At 69.7% G+C, this 15,445-nt stretch carries 15 protein-coding genes; 6 read left to right on the top strand and 9 right to left on the bottom strand.

Annotated features, from left to right (window positions below):
- Positions 1–4: 4 nt before the first annotated feature.
- From ACSJDX_RS07205 to ACSJDX_RS07185, 5 genes are all read right to left on the bottom strand, one after another.
- Positions 5–1,381 (bottom strand): IS30 family transposase, encoded by a 1,377-nt coding sequence (locus ACSJDX_RS07205; protein WP_438353897.1) that lies wholly within the window; start codon positions 1,379–1,381, stop codon positions 5–7.
- 63 nt (positions 1,382–1,444) lie between these two features.
- Positions 1,445–1,657: a YHS domain-containing protein gene (locus ACSJDX_RS07200; protein WP_438354839.1), complete on the bottom strand. Its 213-nt coding sequence runs from the start codon at positions 1,655–1,657 to the stop codon at positions 1,445–1,447.
- Between the two features lie 25 nt (positions 1,658–1,682).
- Positions 1,683–3,962, bottom strand: coding sequence for a heavy metal translocating P-type ATPase (locus ACSJDX_RS07195; RefSeq protein WP_438354838.1), 2,280 nt, complete (start codon positions 3,960–3,962; stop codon positions 1,683–1,685).
- Entirely contained in the window at positions 3,959–4,318 is a 360-nt protein-coding gene (locus ACSJDX_RS07190) for a heavy-metal-associated domain-containing protein (protein WP_051498747.1), read from the bottom strand. Before ACSJDX_RS07190 ends, ACSJDX_RS07195 begins: the two co-directional genes overlap by 4 nt.
- A 46-nt stretch (positions 4,319–4,364) precedes the next feature.
- A complete protein-coding gene (locus ACSJDX_RS07185) occupies positions 4,365–4,649 on the bottom strand; it encodes a metal-sensitive transcriptional regulator (protein ID WP_005049572.1) in 285 nt (94 codons plus the stop codon).
- Positions 4,650–4,709: 60 nt separating this feature from the next.
- Between ACSJDX_RS07185 and ACSJDX_RS07180 the strand changes: the two genes are divergently transcribed.
- Genes ACSJDX_RS07180 through ACSJDX_RS07160 form a run of 5 tightly spaced genes read left to right on the top strand, consistent with a single transcriptional unit; the run spans position 4,710 to position 9,830 of the window.
- Positions 4,710–5,297 carry an AAA family ATPase gene (locus tag ACSJDX_RS07180; protein WP_036286077.1) on the top strand — a complete coding sequence of 196 codons (588 nt, stop codon included), beginning with the start codon at positions 4,710–4,712 and terminating at the stop codon, positions 5,295–5,297.
- Positions 5,297–6,952: an ABC1 kinase family protein gene (locus tag ACSJDX_RS07175; protein WP_036286080.1), complete on the top strand. Its 1,656-nt coding sequence runs from the start codon at positions 5,297–5,299 to the stop codon at positions 6,950–6,952. Before ACSJDX_RS07180 ends, ACSJDX_RS07175 begins: the two co-directional genes overlap by 1 nt.
- Positions 6,953–6,991: 39 nt before the next feature.
- Complete coding sequence (locus ACSJDX_RS07170) at positions 6,992–7,534, top strand: type II glyceraldehyde-3-phosphate dehydrogenase (protein WP_081767967.1); 543 nt, start codon at positions 6,992–6,994, stop codon at positions 7,532–7,534.
- Between the two features lie 26 nt (positions 7,535–7,560).
- Entirely contained in the window at positions 7,561–7,920 is a 360-nt protein-coding gene (cmtR, locus tag ACSJDX_RS07165) for a Cd(II)/Pb(II)-sensing metalloregulatory transcriptional regulator CmtR (RefSeq protein WP_060960787.1), read from the top strand.
- Positions 7,917–9,830: a heavy metal translocating P-type ATPase gene (locus tag ACSJDX_RS07160; RefSeq protein ID WP_174524677.1), complete on the top strand. Its 1,914-nt coding sequence runs from the start codon at positions 7,917–7,919 to the stop codon at positions 9,828–9,830. The genes cmtR and ACSJDX_RS07160 overlap by 4 nt, the downstream gene beginning before the upstream one ends.
- Positions 9,831–9,937: 107 nt before the next feature.
- Here the strand turns inward: ACSJDX_RS07160 and ACSJDX_RS07155 are convergent, their stop codons facing one another.
- From ACSJDX_RS07155 to merA, 3 genes are all read right to left on the bottom strand, one after another.
- Positions 9,938–10,939 carry an IS481 family transposase gene (locus ACSJDX_RS07155; protein WP_204948058.1) on the bottom strand — a complete coding sequence of 334 codons (1,002 nt, stop codon included), beginning with the start codon at positions 10,937–10,939 and terminating at the stop codon, positions 9,938–9,940.
- 493 nt (positions 10,940–11,432) lie between these two features.
- Positions 11,433–11,930, bottom strand: a complete 498-nt coding sequence (gene merB, locus ACSJDX_RS07150) for an organomercurial lyase (RefSeq protein WP_025104814.1) — start codon at positions 11,928–11,930, stop codon at positions 11,433–11,435.
- A complete protein-coding gene (gene merA / locus ACSJDX_RS07145; protein ID WP_036286088.1) occupies positions 11,840–13,264 on the bottom strand; it encodes a mercury(II) reductase in 1,425 nt (474 codons plus the stop codon). The genes merB and merA overlap by 91 nt, the downstream gene beginning before the upstream one ends.
- A 115-nt stretch (positions 13,265–13,379) precedes the next feature.
- Here merA and ACSJDX_RS07140 point away from each other — a divergent pair, with 115 nt between their 5' ends.
- Entirely contained in the window at positions 13,380–13,769 is a 390-nt protein-coding gene (locus ACSJDX_RS07140) for a heavy metal-responsive transcriptional regulator (protein WP_017828519.1), read from the top strand.
- 74 nt (positions 13,770–13,843) lie between these two features.
- On the opposite strand, the gene ACSJDX_RS07135 is transcribed toward ACSJDX_RS07140, so the two are convergent.
- A complete protein-coding gene (locus tag ACSJDX_RS07135) occupies positions 13,844–15,073 on the bottom strand; it encodes a hypothetical protein (protein WP_438354947.1) in 1,230 nt (409 codons plus the stop codon).
- Positions 15,074–15,445 lie beyond the last annotated feature (372 nt).

Genomic DNA, 15,445 nt, shown 5'->3' with positions numbered 1-15,445 from the left:
GGATTCAACTGGTCGTCGCAACACCGCCTGTTTGCAGCAAGTGTAGGTGCTCGTCGAGTGCCTCAGCCGGGGTGCGCCAGCCGAGGCGCTTGCGGGGTCGCGTGTTGAGGGCGTGGGCGACGGCGGCGAGGTCGTCGGGGGCCCAGCGTGAGAGGTCGGTGCCCTTCGGGAAGTACTGCCGGAGCAGCCCGTTGGTGTTCTCGTTCGTGCCGCGCTGCCAGGGGCTATGCGGGTCGGCGAAGTAGACCTTCAAGCCGGTATCGATCGCGAACTGCGCGTGCGCGGACATCTCCTTCCCGCGGTCCCAGGTCAGGGATCGTTTGAGCTCGGTCGGCAAGGTGCTCATCGCCTTCGCCAGCGCCCGGTTCATCGAGAGCGCCCCGTAGCCGGACAGGGCCGGCCCGTTCTTGACGATGGGTTGTTCCCGCCACCCGGCCTCGCGGGGCAGATGAACGAGCGTGGTGAAGCCGGTGGTGCGTTCGACGACGGTGCCGATCGCGGATCTGTTGATGCCGATGATGAGGTCACCCTCGTGGTGCCCGGGGATGGCCCGGTCTTCCGCCTCCGCGGGCCGTTCGCTGATCAGCACGTCGGGGGTGACGTGAGCCCACGACACTCGCTTGGACCGCGCCCGCGGCATGCGCAGTGCTCGCCCGGTGCGCAGACAGAGGATGAGCTCGCGCCTCAAGGCGCCGCGGCTCTCGATGAACAGCGCCTGGTAGATGGCCTCGTGGCTGATGCGCATGCTGTCATCATCGGGGAAGTCGAGCTTGATCCGGTTCGCGATCTGCTCCGGACTCCACCCCATAACCCAGCCGCGGTCCTTGCGGTGAGGCTTGTTCTGCCCCGTCCAGCGCGGCGGTTGCGGCCCAGGGACGATACCCCCGTCCGGGCGGCGGATCTGTCCGGAGAGCCGCTCCTGCACGTACTCGCGCAACCGAGGGTTCGTGGCCAGCTTCGCGACCTTCGGTCTTCGGGCGAACAGCTCCGCCTTCCACTGCGCGACCGAGGCGCGATAGTCCAGCTTCCCGCCCCGCGTCGCGGCGTTGCGGCGCAACTCCCTGGAGATCGTCGACGGGCTGCGACCCAGTGCCCTCGCGATCGCCCGGACCCCGGTTTCCTTCGCCTTGAGGATCGCGATCTCCTCGCGTTCAACCAACGACAGATACCGGCCCGACGGCGCCGGCCACGAATACGGTGACATACCGCCTGATTGTCGGAACCACCGCGAGCCGACAACGGGTGCCACGCCGATCGCGACGCCAGCTTCGGCCGGAAGCAGACCGGTACTGATCTTCGTCCAGAACTCGCGCTCGCGCGCACGCGGATGCCCTGGGTGCCCGGGAGAGCGCATCGGCGCTCGCCCGGTCACTTCCCTCATCCAATCTGATGGTCGTCCCACAACACCCTCCGATCAGGTGTTGCTTCCACCGGTTGAGCCCAGTCAGTACCGGCTGCCCTGGTAGTCGCGGAACAGGCCGCGCTGCTCGGCCCAGGCCGGGTCGACCTGGTTGCCGGGCATCACCGGACAGGTCACCAGGTTCGTCGCCCCCGCCGGCGGCTCGTGATGGTGATGCTCGTGCGCACCATGCTCGTGTCCTCCATGGTCGTGCCCGTGCGTGTGGTCGTGCCCGGAGTGGTCGTGGTCGTGGGACATGGTGTGTCTCCTTCTCGAGCGATGGTTAGGCCTGGACGGGCGCGGGCTCTCGGGTGGCGGGGGCGCCGGCACGGGTCGGGGTGGGCAGGGGGCGGAAGCGGCGCAGGCGGAGGCTGTTGGTGACGACGAACACGCTGCTGAACGCCATTGCCGCGGCGGCGAGGATGGGGTTGAGCAGGGCGAGCATCGCGACCGGGATCGCGGCGACGTTGTACGCGAACGCCCAGAACAGGTTCCCCTTGATCGTGCCCAGGGTGCGGCGGGCCAGCCGGATCGCGTCCGGGACCAGCATCAGGTCGCCGGAGACGATGGTCAGGTCCGCGGCGGTGATGGCCGCGTCGGTGCCGGTGCCCATCGCGATCCCGAGGTCGGCGGCGGCGAGGGCTGCGGCGTCGTTGACGCCGTCGCCGACCATCGCGACCACCCGGCCCGCGGCCTGCAGGTCGCGGATGGTGTCGAGCTTGCCCTGCGGGGTGACCCCGGCGCGGACGTCCTCGATCCCGGCCTGGTTGGCGATCGCGCGGGCGGCGCCGGGGTTGTCGCCGGTGAGCAGGATCGGGGTCAACCCGAGCTCCCGGAGCCGTGCGACCGCCTCACGGCTGGTGGGTTTGATGGTGTCGGCGACGCTGATCGCCCCGCGCACCTGCCCGTCCCACGCCACCACCGTCACCGTCGCCCCCGCCGCCTCGTCCGCCGCGATGGTCGCGGCGAGCTCGGCGGGGATGGGGAGCGCCCATTGGGTGGTGATCCAGGAGGCGCGGCCGGCGGCGACCAGGCGGCCGTCGACGATGCCCTGCACGCCTTGACCGGCCTCGGCGGCGAATGACTCCACGGCATCCGTCGGGCCGTCGGCTGCGGCGGTGATGGCGCGGCCGATGGGGTGCTCGGAGCCGTGCTCGAGCGCCGCGGCGAACCGGATCAGCTCCGCCTCATCGGTGCCGGGAGCGGGGTGGATGCCGGTGACGGTCATGGTGCCGGCGGTGATGGTGCCGGTCTTGTCGAGCACGACGGTGTCGATGCGGCGGGTCTGCTCGAGCACCTGGGGTCCGCGGATGAGGATGCCCAGCTGGGCGCCGCGGCCGGTGCCGACCAGCAGAGCGGTCGGCGTCGCCAGCCCCAGCGCGCACGGGCAGGCGATGATCAGGGTGGTCACCGCGGCGGTGAAGGCGACCTCCAAGGGCGCCCCCGCGATCAGCCACCCGGCGAACGCGGCCAGGGCGAGGACGATGACGATGGGGACGAAGACGGCCGACACCCGGTCGGCGAGGCGCTGCACCTGGGCCTTGCCGGTCTGCGCCTCCTCGACCAGCCGCGCCATCCGGGCCAGCTCGGTGTCGGCGCCGACGCGGGTGATCTGCACGAGCAGGCGCCCGCCGGTGTTCACAGTCGCGCCGACCACGCGGGAGCCGGGGGCGACTTCGACCGGCACGGACTCGCCGGTCAGCATCGACTCGTCCACCGCGGACATTCCCTCGGTGACGAGGCCGTCGGCGGGGATCCTCTCACCCGGCCGCACCACCACGACATCACCCGGAACGAGCTGTGCGACGGGGACGCGCTGCTCAGTGCCTTCGCGGAGGATCACTGCGTCCTTGGCGCCGAGCTCCAGCAGGGCGCGCAGGGCCTCGCCGGACTGCCGCTTGGCACGAACCTCGAGGTAGCGGCCGAGGAGGATGAACACGGTCACCAGCGCGGCGACCTCCAGGTACACCTCGTGGCCACCGGCCTGCGGGGTGCCGACGAAGGTGACGCTCATCCGCATTCCCGGCATCCCCGCACCGCCGAAGAACAGCGCGTACAGCGACCAGCCGAACGCGGCCAGCACCCCGACGCTGATCAGAGTGTCCATCGTCGCCGCCCCGTGCCGGGCATTGATCGCCGCGGCGCGGTGGAACGGCCACGCCCCCCACACCACCACCGGCGCGGCCAGGGTGAGCGTGAGCCACTGCCAGTAGGTGAACTGCAGGGCGGGGATCATCGACAGCACCGCGACCGGCACCGCCAGCACCGCCGAGACGATCAGCCGCTGCCGCAGCGACGCCAGCTCATCGTCCCGCGGGATGGTCTGCTCAGCCGTGTCGGGCACAGGCGGGGCTGGGAGGCTCGCTCCGTACCCCGCCTGCTCGACCGCCGCGATCAGCTCCTCCACCGGCACCGGGGCCTCCGAGTGCACGCGGGCCTTCTCGGTGGCGAAGTTGACCGTCGCCTCCACCCCGGGCAGCTTGTTCAGCTTCCGCTCGACCCGCGTCGCGCACGACGCGCAGGTCATCCCGGTGATGTCGAGATCGACGTCCAGCGTGCTCATGAGGCTGCGGCGAGGCTGTACCCGGCCTCCTCCACCGCCGCCCGCACCCGCTCCGCATCCACCGGCGTCGCGCTGGACACCGTCACCGTGGACACGCCACCGGCGTGCAGATCGACCGCGACGTCGGAGACACCGTCGATCGCGGAGACCTCCTCGGTGACGCTACGCACGCAGTGCGCGCAGGTCATCCCCTCCACCAGGAACTGCGCCGACACGGTCTCACCCGCCGCCGTCTGCTGCGCCGGCGCGCCGGTGTCGGTGGCTGCCGTGGCGTGGGAGGTGGGGCTGCAACAGGCGCAGCCACCGCCGGTGCTGGTCGCCTGCAGGCCGAGGTCCTGGAATCCCTGTCCGGTCATGATGTGCTCCCTTCAAGAGCGTTGAACGATGTGAGTGGGGACGACGTTAGGAGCGCACGAGGCGCGCGATCGCGGCGTTCGCCTCGCGGAGCTTCTCCTCCGCGAGCGGGCCGCCTTCGGCGGTCGCCTGCGCGACGCAATGCGCGAGGTGGTCTTCCAGCAGCGACAGCGCGACGGACTCCAGCGCCTTCGTCGCCGCCGACACCTGGGTCAGCACGTCGATGCAGTACACGTCCTCGTCGATCATCCGCGCGATCCCGCGCACCTGACCCTCCGCGCGGCTCAGCCGCGCCAGCAGCGCCGGCTTGTTGTCCACATACCCGTGTGCCATCTCGCACCTCCACCCACAATCTACCATACCCTGTAGGGGTACAGGGTGTAGGGTGAGGTCATGACCGGCATCCAGGAGCCGCGGCCCGCACAGACCACCCGTTGGCACGTCGTGACGGGCGGTCCCAGCTCGGGCAAGACCACCACGGTCAACCTGCTGCGGGGCCGCGGGTACACGACCACAATCGAGCACGCCCGCCACTACATCGACCTGCAACGGATCACCGGGCGCAGCACCGCGGAGGTGCGGGCACGGCAGAGCGAGTTCCAGCGCGCCGTCGTCGACATGCAGATCGAGCAGGAACGCTCCCTCGACCCGCAACAGACCGTGTTCCTGGACCGTGCTCTGCCGGACTCGCTCGCCTACTACCGCTTCCTCGGCCTCGCCCCCGGCACCGCCCTGCTGGGCGCGCTAGCCGGCGCCCGGTACGCGACGGTGTTCCTGCTTGACCTGCTCCCGCTGGCGTCCGACTACGCGCGCACCGAGGACCCCGCCGCGCAGCGGCGCATCCACGACCTGCTCGGGCTGGTGTACCAGGAGCTGGGCTTTCCCGTCGTCACCGTCCCCGCACTCGCCCCCGACGCGCGCGTCGACTTCATCCTCGAACGAGCATCGGCCGGCACTCCAGCCGAGAGGGGCGTGAGCTGATGGGCGCGGGGAGTAGCCGGTACCGGCAGATCGGGGCCGTGCTGCGCCGGCACGGACTCGGCGTCCTGGCCGGCGTGCTGGGCCTGGGCGGCTTGGTGCCGTTCCACCGCGGCGCCCTCGGACACGCCCGGCAGGAGGACCCCTACACGAACCCCGAGCATGTGCGGGTCGCGTTGGAGGAGCTCGGGCCGACGTTCGTGAAACTGGGCCAGATCCTCTCCACCCGGCACGATCTGCTCCCCGCGGCATGGGTCGCCGAGTTCGCCAAACTGCAGGACGACGTCGCCGCGGCACCGTGGGAGGGCATTCGGGACGTGCTCCGTGAAGAGCTCGGCGCCGACCCAGAGCACGTGTTCGCCCAGTTCGACCCGGTGCCGCTGGCGGCGGCGTCCATCGGGCAGGCGTACGCGGCAACTCTTCACGACGGCACCGAGGTCGTCGTGAAGGTGCGCCGGCCCGGCGTGGTCGCGCAGGTGCATGAAGACCTGGACATTCTCCGCAACCTCGCCGACCGCGCCGACCGGCGCTGGGATGCCATCCGGCAGTACGACCTGCCCGGGCTGGTGGAGGAGTTCTCCCGCACGCTGCGTGCCGAGCTGGACTACCTGCAGGAGGCCCGCAACGCCGAACGGTTCGCGCAGGAGTTCGCCCACGCGGCGCGGGTGCGGATTCCCCGCGTGCACGGGGAGACCACGACCTCGCGCGTGCTGACCCTGGAGCGGATGAGCGGGGTGCGGATCGACGACCTGGAGGGCCTGGACGCCGCCGGCATCGACCGGGTCGCACTCGCGCGGCTGGGTGCCGACATCGTGCTCACGATGGTGTTCGACAACCGGTTCTTCCATGCCGACCCCCATCCCGGGAACATGTTCGTGCAGCCCGACGGCGCGCTCGCGCTGATCGACTTCGGGATGGTCGGGGAGCTCACCGAACAGACCACGGACGGCCTCGCCGGCATCGTGCTCGCCTTCACCCGCGACGACCCGGACACCCTCACCACCGCCCTGATAGAACTCTCCCGGACCGCCGACGTCGTCGACCGGGCAGGGCTGCGGCAGGCGATCACCGCGTTCACGGCCCGCTACCGGGGCCGTTCGCTGTCGGAGATCAGCCTCGCAATCATGCTCCAGCAGCTGCTCGGCATCCTGCAGCAGCACCAGCTGCACCTTCCGCAGGAGACGGCGCTGCTGTTCAAAGTGCTGATGATGGCCGAAGGGACCGCGGCGCGGCTGGATCCGGACTTCCAGATGCTCGACGCCCTGCAGCCCTACGCTGAGCAGCTCACCCGCGCCCAGCTGTCCCTGCCGGCTCTGGCCCGGCGATGGGCGCGCGCGGGAGCCGACACCGGGGCACTGCTCACCGAGCTGCCCGCCACCCTGAGCCGGCTCCGGCATCTCCTCGAAGACGGCGGGTTCGAGGTGCACCTGCGCGCGACGGAGCTGGAACCTCTCGTCGGGCGCGCCGAACGCGTCGGCAACCGTGTCGTCGCGGGAATGATCGCCGCCGCGCTGATCAGCGGGATCGGCACCCTCGTCGGCGGGAACACGAAATGGCGCTCCCGGGAAGGCGTCCTGATCGGCGCCGGGACCGGCACGATCGGCGCCCTCGGCAGCTATCTGCTGTGGACGCTGCGGCGCCGCCGACCCCGCCCCTGACCCGCGCACGGCTCAAGAACACCACGAAAGGAGACGAAGATGGACAGGATCAGAGTCGGCGTCAACGGGTACGGAGTGATCGGCAAGAGGGTCGCCGACGCCGTCCACGCCCAACCCGACATGCACCTGGTGGGCGTCGCGGACATCGTCACCGACTGGCGAATACAATCCGCCGTCCCGCGGCTGCCCGTATTCGCCGCCACCCCCGACGCGCACAGCGGCATGGTGGACACCGGCATCCGCCCCGAGGGAACCCTCGACGATCTCCTCGCGCAGAGCGACGTGATCGTCGATACGACCCCCAAGCACGTCGCCGCCGGAAACCTGCCCCGCTACCAGGCGGCGGGAGTAAAGGTGATCGTGCAGGGCGGGGAAGCGCACTCGACCACCGGGCACTCCTTCGTCGCCCAGGCCAACTACGCCACCGCGCTCGGCCGGGACCTGACCCGGGTGGTGTCCTGCAACACCACCAGCATCGTCCGCGTCCTCGGCGCGCTCGAAAACGCCGGGCTGCTGCTGCGCGCCCGCGGGGTTACTGGTAGGGCCGAATGTCGCAGGGTGCACTATTCATCCTGGGATTAGTTCAGTCAACACTGTATGATCAGTGCATGCTGACCATTGCTCCACGTCTCGACGTCATGAACCGGCTCGGCCGGGCCATGGCGGACCCGACGCGCTCCCGGATACTGATGACCCTGCTCGACGGCCCCAGCTACCCGGCGGTGCTCTCGCGTGAGCTGGAGCTGACCCGCTCGAACGTCTCGAACCACCTGACCTGCCTGCGCGACTGCGGCATCGTGGTCGCCGAGCCGGAAGGGCGGCAGACGCGCTACGAGATCGCGGACCCGCACCTCGCGGCGGCGCTGACCGCGCTGGTGGACGTGACGCTCGCGGTGGACGAGCACGCGCCCTGCATGGACGCTTCGTGCACGGTGCCGGGCTGCTGCGGGACGGGAGCGGGCGCGTGAGCGCGGCGTGCGGCTGCGAGCACGACGAGCCTGAGACCGCAGTCGGCGAAGAGGCCGAGGAGGCGGAGCGCCCCTGGTGGCGGGACCGCGGGATCATGGTCCCGGTCTTCTCCGGTGTGGCGTTCCTCACCGGTCTGGCGCTGGAGTGGTCCGGGATGGAGATCCCTGCGCTGGTGCTGTTCTGGATCGGCCTGCTGCTGGGCGCGTCGACGTTCACGCCGGGCGCGATCCGGAACCTCTTCAAGGGCAAGCTCGGCATCGGGCTGCTGATGACCATCAGCGCGGTCGGCGCGGTGATCCTCGGCTACGTCGAGGAGGCCGCAGCGCTGGCATTCCTGTACTCGATCGCCGAGGCGCTGGAGGACAAGGCGATGGACCGTGCCCGCGGCGGGCTGCGGGCACTGCTCAAGCTCGTCCCGGAGACCGCCACCATCCGCCGCGACGGCGTCTCGGTCGAGGTCGCCGCGAAGGATCTGGCTGTCGGGCAGCTGATGTTGGTGCGGCCGGGTGAGCGGATCGCGACCGACGGCGTCGTCCGCACGGGACGTTCCAGCCTGGACACGTCCGCGATCACCGGGGAGTCGATCCCGGTCGAGGTCGAACCCGGCGATGCCGTCTCCGCCGGCGCAATCAACACCGCCGGGGCACTGGAGGTCGAAACGACCGCGGCAGGCACCGACAACTCACTGACCACGATCGTCGACCTCGTGGAGAAGGCTCAGGCGGAGAAGGGCGACCGCGCCCGCCTCGCCGACCGCATCGCCCGCCCTCTCGTCCCGGGCGTGCTGATCCTCGCCGCCCTGGTCGCGATCATCGGCTCGCTGCTCGGCGACCCGGAGCTGTGGATCACCCGCGCACTCGTCGTGCTGGTCGCGGCATCGCCCTGCGCACTGGCGATCTCCGTGCCGCTGACCGTGGTCGCGGCGATCGGCTCGGCGAGCAAGTTCGGCGTGATCATCAAGTCCGGTGCCGCGTTCGAGCGGTTCGGCGTGATCCGCCACGTCGCCGTCGACAAGACCGGCACCCTCACCCGCAACGAGCCCGCCGTCACCGCCGTCCTCACCGTGGACGGTGTGAGCGAGGCGGAGGCGCTGGCGTGGGCGGCCGCTCTGGAGCAGCACAGCACCCACCCCCTCGCCGCCGCGATCACCGCCGCAGCGCCGGATGCCCCTGCGGCGGAGGGCGTGACCGAGCAGGCCGGGCACGGCATCGAGGGCGAGCTCGCCGGCGCGCGGATCACCGTCGGCAGCCCGCGCTGGCTCGACGCCGGGACCCTCGGCGACCGCGTCGCGGGGCTGGAGGAGCAGGGCATGACAGTCGTGATCGTCCACCGCGGCGGCGTCCCGGTCGCCGCGATCGGCGTCCGCGACGAGCTGCGCCCCGAGGTCCCTGAAGTGGTCCGCACCCTCGCGACCCAGGGCATCGGGGTGACCATGCTCACCGGCGACAACGCCCGCACCGCCCGCGCCCTCGCTGCGCATGCAGGGATCGATGACGTCCGCGCCGAGCTGCGCCCCGAAGACAAGGCCGCCGCGATCGCAGAGCTCGGTGCGAAGGGGCCGGTCGCGATGATCGGCGACGGCATCAACGACGCCCCTGCGCTGGCCGCCGCGGACATCGGGATCGCGATGGGCGCGACGGGCTCCGACGCCGCGATCGAGTCGGCCGACGTGGCCTTCACCGGTCACGATCTGCGGCTTCTCCCGCGCGCGTTCGCCCATGCCCGTCGGGGGCGGCACATCATCAACCAGAACATCATCCTGTCGCTGCTGATCATCACCGCCCTGCTCCCGCTCGCCCTCTTTGGCGTCCTGGGGCTTGCGGCGGTGGTGCTGGTGCACGAGATCGCCGAGGTGATCGTGATCCTCAACGGCCTGCGCGCCGCGTCGACGCGGAAGGCAAGCACGTGACCGCGCAGGACGTCGCCGCCGCGTGACGGCTTGATCCGGGACCATGCGGATGACCTTTAGATTTCACATCAGAGTTCGCGCGCGTTGATCGGCGACTTGCCTGCTGGCTAGGTGTACTTCCCCGTGACGTTGTGAACGCGGGCTGAGGGGGTCTGGCCGCCGATCCCGGTGTGGGGTCTGTGGTGATTGTAGTGATGCAGCCAGGTCTCGTATGCCGCGGCTCGCTCTGCTTCGCTGGCGTAGGGCTTGGCGTAGGCCCATTCGGCGGCGAGGGTGCGGTTGAAGCGTTCGACCTTCCCGTTGGTCTGCGGCCGATACGGCTTTGTCCACTTGTGCTTCACACCGTCGCCGAGCGCGTCCGCGAACGCGTGTGACCGGTAGCACGCGCCGTTGTCTGTCATCACGGCGGTGACCGTGACTCCGAGGCTCGCGAAGAACGCGTTCGCGCGGGTCCAGAACCCTGCCGCGGTCTCCTTGCGTTCGTCGTCGAGGATCTCCGAGTACGCGACTCTCGAGTTGTCGTCGACGGCGTGGTGCAGATACCGGTAGCCGCGGGAGCCGGCCGCTCCTGACCGTGCGGCCTTGTCACGGACGGATCCCGCGGCACGGTCCTGCGCCGATCCGCGGCCGAAGGCGCGCCAGCCGCCGCCATCAGGGATCCGGCCCTGCTTCTTGATATCGACGTGGATCAGCTGGCCCGGTCTTGCGACCTCGTACCGCTTCGGCGTCGGCTTGCGGACTGGCAGCCCGGTGGCCTGATCGATGTTCACGAGCTTCGGCATCCCATACCTGGCCAGCACCCGGCCGACCGTCGAGCGGGCAAGGCCCAGGTGATACGCGATCCGGTGCGGACCCCACCGGCGGGTGAACCGCAACGACACGATCCTCCGCTCCGTCTTCCGCGGGAGCCGGTTCGGCGAGGTCTGCGGCCTGAAGCTGCGGTCCGTCAACGGCAGCCCGGCCCGATACCGGTCGACCCACCGTTTCGCCGTCGCGGGCGAGCACTGGAACCGTTCCGCTGCCCGCCGCAACGACCAGCCCCGATCCACGACGAGGACAGCAAGACGACGACGCCCTTCCGGCGTCAAAGGCGCGTTAGCGTGAGACACGAAGACCTCCGTGGTCAGGATGCGAGTGTGGTAACCCACATCCTGCCCGGAGGTCTTCGCCTACCTCACCCGTTCACAACCTCCCGGGGAAGTACAGCTAGGGGCCTATCGGGCGGGCCGTATGCCGGGGTCTAATGGCCATGATCATTTGGTTCCGGTTTCCCTTCGCCTCGGGTCTGTCTTCGTTATGGTCGGGCGAAGGGGCGGGCAGCAGTCGGGGTCGTTTTCGCGGCGGTGTCGCCTGGCACGCGCTGTCATCACGATGCTTGCAACCACCGCGAGGATCAGGAGTGCGGCACCGCCCGTGATCACCCACGGGTTGCGGAGGAGGGTGCCGATCCCTGTGATCGTGCCTCCGACGACGAGAAGTGGAAGGAGGGCGCAGCAGCCGACCACGAGCAGTGCGGCGACGGCCCCAAGGAGCAGGCCACGGCCGCCTCGCTGGTCGTCCTGGTTGGGAGGCATTGGTGTTCTGTCCTCTCGTGGTGCCGTCTCAGCAGCAGGTCTCGGGACCGCAGCAGCTTCCAGACAGTTCGTCGGCACCGGTCCGGGGGCGCTCGAGCATCTCGGTGATCAGGGTGCTGCCAACCTCGAAGGCATCGGCGACCGTGAGGATTTGGGCCATCGGGTGTTCCGTGAGCCATCCGGCGGCGTCCTCGCGGGAAGCGAAGTAGTGGACCTGGTTGCAGAACGAGGAGCGAATCGAGTGCATGGCCTCGGGGCTGACCAAGGACACCACCGCGGTCGCCGGTTCCACGCTAGTGACACCGGCGGTCGAGTCGACGGTGACGCGGATCGTGTCGCCGCTGGCCGGGGAGATCGATTCGACCCGGGCGGGCCGATCGAGGAGCGGGCGAGGCTCCAGTTTCTGATGGGGTGGATCCGCTGTCTGGCGCGCGGTCAGGCGCAGCAGGACAGCATCGACACATCGGTGGTGAAGGCCTTGGCTACGATCCGGATGCCTTCGGCCGTGGTCAGGTACGGGGCCCACGCGTCGGCAACCTCGGTGATGGTCTTGCCGAGGATGTGGACACCTGCGGCGGCGAGTTCGCCGGCGTCCTTGGCGACCGCGGTCAGGCCGAGGATCTCGCCGGTGTCCGCGTTGGCGACCATCTTGATGAACCCGCGGGTGTCCCGGTTCACCAGCGCGCGGGGCACGTACTCCAGTGGCAGGACACGGCAGTCGCAGCGGATCCCGGCCGCGATGACCTCCTTCTCGGTCATCCCGACCGCGCCGACGGCAGGGCTCGTGAATGTGACCCGCGGCATCCGCGTGTAGTCGACCGACGTGCTGGCGTCAGTGAAGGCGTTCTCGGCGACCAACGTGCCGTGCCGGGCTGCGACGTAGACGAACTCGGGGTGCCCGGTGACATCCCCAGCCGCCCAGACGCGAGGGTTGGAGGACTGCAACTGGTCGGTGACCACGACCTCTCCGGCCGCGCCGGTCTTCACTTGCACGGTCTCGAGGTTGAGCCCGTCGGTGACCGGGGCGCGGCCGAGCGCGACGAGGATCTCGTCGGCACGGAACTCCTGCACGCCGCCCGAGACCTCGGCCGCGGCGACGATCTGGCCGGTGCCCGGGTCGCGGGTGACGCGGGTGGGGATGGCGCGGCGGACCACTCGGATGCCCTCGTCGGCGAAGATTTCCTGCAACGCCTTGGAGACTTCCGGCTCCTCCTTCGACGCCAGCCGGGACCTCACCAGCAGAGTCACCTTCGAGCCGAGCCGGGCGAACAACTGTGCCATCTCCAGCGCCACATAGCCCCCGCCGAGCACCAGCAGCGAGTCAGGCACCTCGGACAGCTCCATCGCCGACGTCGAGGTGAGAAAGTCGACGCCGTCCAGCCCCTCGATGGCAGGAGCCCACGGGCGGGAGCCTGTGGCGATGAGGTAGTGGGCGGCCTCGATGGTTTCGACGGTGCCGTCCGCGGCGGTGACCTCGAGGACCGACGCATCCGGCGTGCCGGCGAACGCCGCCTCGCCCTGGCGGACCGGCCAGCCGTAGGCTTCTGCCACGTCGATGTACTTCTCACTCCGCATCGCCTCGACCAGGTCCTGCTTGCCACCCACCAGCCCGTGCATGTCTACCGGGCCAGCGGTGGCGGCGATCCCCGGGAACCGGGAGCCCGCATCCGCGGCCACGTGGCGGGCCTCGGCGGCCGCGAGCAGCGCCTTGGACGGAACGCACCCCGTGTTCACGCACGTGCCGCCCAACGTGCCGCGCTCGATCATCACCACCGACTTTCCCAGTGTGGTGGCGCGGATCGCCGCGGCGAATGCCGCGCCACCCGACCCAATCACGGCCAGATCAAACCTCGATGGCATCCTTATTCCTCCCTGGACATCTTGGAACATCCCGCTGATACACTCATCATGAACCTTCCACCACAGGGGAAGGTCAAGCACGAAATTTGCGACCAGCGAAAAGGGGGGGCGGGGAATGCGGATCGGAGAGCTCGCCGACGCGGCCGGCACCACGGCGAAGACGTTGCGGTTCTACGAGGACCAGGGGCTCCTGCCGCCGGCCGGGCGCACGCCCAGCGGCTACCGCAACTACACCGCCGAGACCATCGCCCGAATCGACTTCATCCACCGCGGCCAAGCCGCTGGACTCACCCTCGCCCAGATCCAGCAGATCCTCCACATCCGCGACCACGGCCAAGCGCCCTGCAGCCACGTCCGCGACCTCCTCGACGCACGCCTCACCGATATCGACCAGCAGCTCAGGCAGCTCCACGACCTGCGCGACACCCTCGCCGGGCTCCGCGACCAGGCCGAGCACGTCGAGCCCGACACGTGCAGCTCGGATCAGGTCTGCCGCTATCTGTAGCCAAGCCCGGGGGTCTGTCCGATAATTCAGGCAGTCCCACTGGAGGCGCAAGCGTAGCGGGAGGCCATTGGTGCTCAGGTCGAGGTTGAGCGCAGCGCGGGATAGTCGGACCATTCGCCCCCGGAGAGGCGTGCCCAGGCGGCAGCTGATGACGCCGTGATGCCGAGCAGGTCGGACACGATTCGAGGATGCAGTTGTCGGGTGAGGTCCATCAGCGCGGTGACACGAGCGCTGCCGGCGAGGAGTCCTTCTTGACGGAGTCGACGGCTGAGCGGCCCGGGGGTGGTCGGTCGGCCCGGGTTCCTGCCCGGGAAGAGCCAAGTGTCGGAGCGGTTGCCGTCGAGCAGCTGGACCATTGCTTCGGCGAGGACTTCGGGCAGCTCGATCGGTTCAGTTCCGACCGTCAGCGTCATGGGGCGCGCGGTCGTATCGACTTGTGCGCGGGTGATCGCTGCGATGCGGGTCAGGTGGAGCCCGTAGAACAGGACGAGCAATCCGCTGACTCGCGTCACGGGATCCATGTCGTCTCGCGTGATGAACGCGCGTGCCATCGTCCACCGATGGTCGGCGGCGTAGTCGCGCCCTTCGAGGCGATGGCTGCGGAACTCGACCCGGAGGCGGCTCAGGCGGTGCCGTCGCAGCCACCGGGTGAACGGCGCGAGGGCATCCCGTTGTGAGGGCGAACCGGTGAGGAAGCCGTCGAGAGATCGCTGCGGGTATGTCGTCAGCGTTTCGCCGCTCGCGCGGATCTGCTGCAGGAGGGCCGCGCACCGCTTCAGCGCCGCACGCACCTTCTGATAGGTGGAGCCGGATCGGACGGCCGTAGCTGGTCTGCCCCTGAGTGATCTGCCCGACGGCAGCAGCTCCCAGGTGCAGTACCGCCGTAGGAGGAGCCGGTCCTCGGGATGGGGGACGGTCGGAAGCCACCGTTGGAACCAGTGCTCGAACCTCGCCGCTTGGATGTCGAAATCGGGCAGCACGCCTGAGCGGATGAGGAGCGAGAGCAGGAATGCCACGGACTGGCCGGCGTGCGCTCTGGTCATGATCGCGTCCGCGGTGAGGGGCAGCGTGCCATCGGCGAGCTCACGGAGGACGACCGCACAGCGGCTCTTGTACAGCCACCGCTCGAGGGAGATCGCACTGCCGTGGTGCGTCACCAGATACTCCGCGAGCGGGTGCAGCTCGGGGCGGATCTCTCCGCTGTCGTCAGCAAGCAGTTGCTGGATGGCGATAGGTCGCCGGCACTCTACGCATAGCCGGTGCTTGCGCACCTCTTCGATCGTCCCGCATCCCGGGCATGCCATCGTCACGGGAGCTCCTGCGCACTCGGCGCAGACCTTGTGCCCATTCATGAAGCCAGTGAGGAACACCTTCCGCCCGCACTCCGGGCACGGCTGGGGGCGTCGCATCGCGTAGTAGCAGCGGGCGCAGACCCGTCGGCCGTCCAGGTGCGTCGCTACGCGGCCCGGCTCCCCGCAGAGCTCGCACATCTTGACCGGCGCGGTGTAGCACGCGAGACAGACGAGCGCGGGGCGACGGACGATAATCGTGGCGTTCTGCCCGCATCGCGAGCAGTCGCCGAACGACCGCGGATCGGCTCGCCAGCAGTCCCGGCAGAACCGTTGCCCATCGACGGTGCGCTGCACGGGCTGAACTCGTCCGCATCTGGCACACGC

Origin of the sequence: Microbacterium fluminis, assembly GCF_051549805.1 — a bacterium.
Classification (GTDB): domain Bacteria; phylum Actinomycetota; class Actinomycetes; order Actinomycetales; family Microbacteriaceae; genus Microbacterium.
The sequence above is the reverse complement of the archived record's forward strand: the minus strand, read 5'-3'. Positions and strand labels throughout refer to the sequence as shown.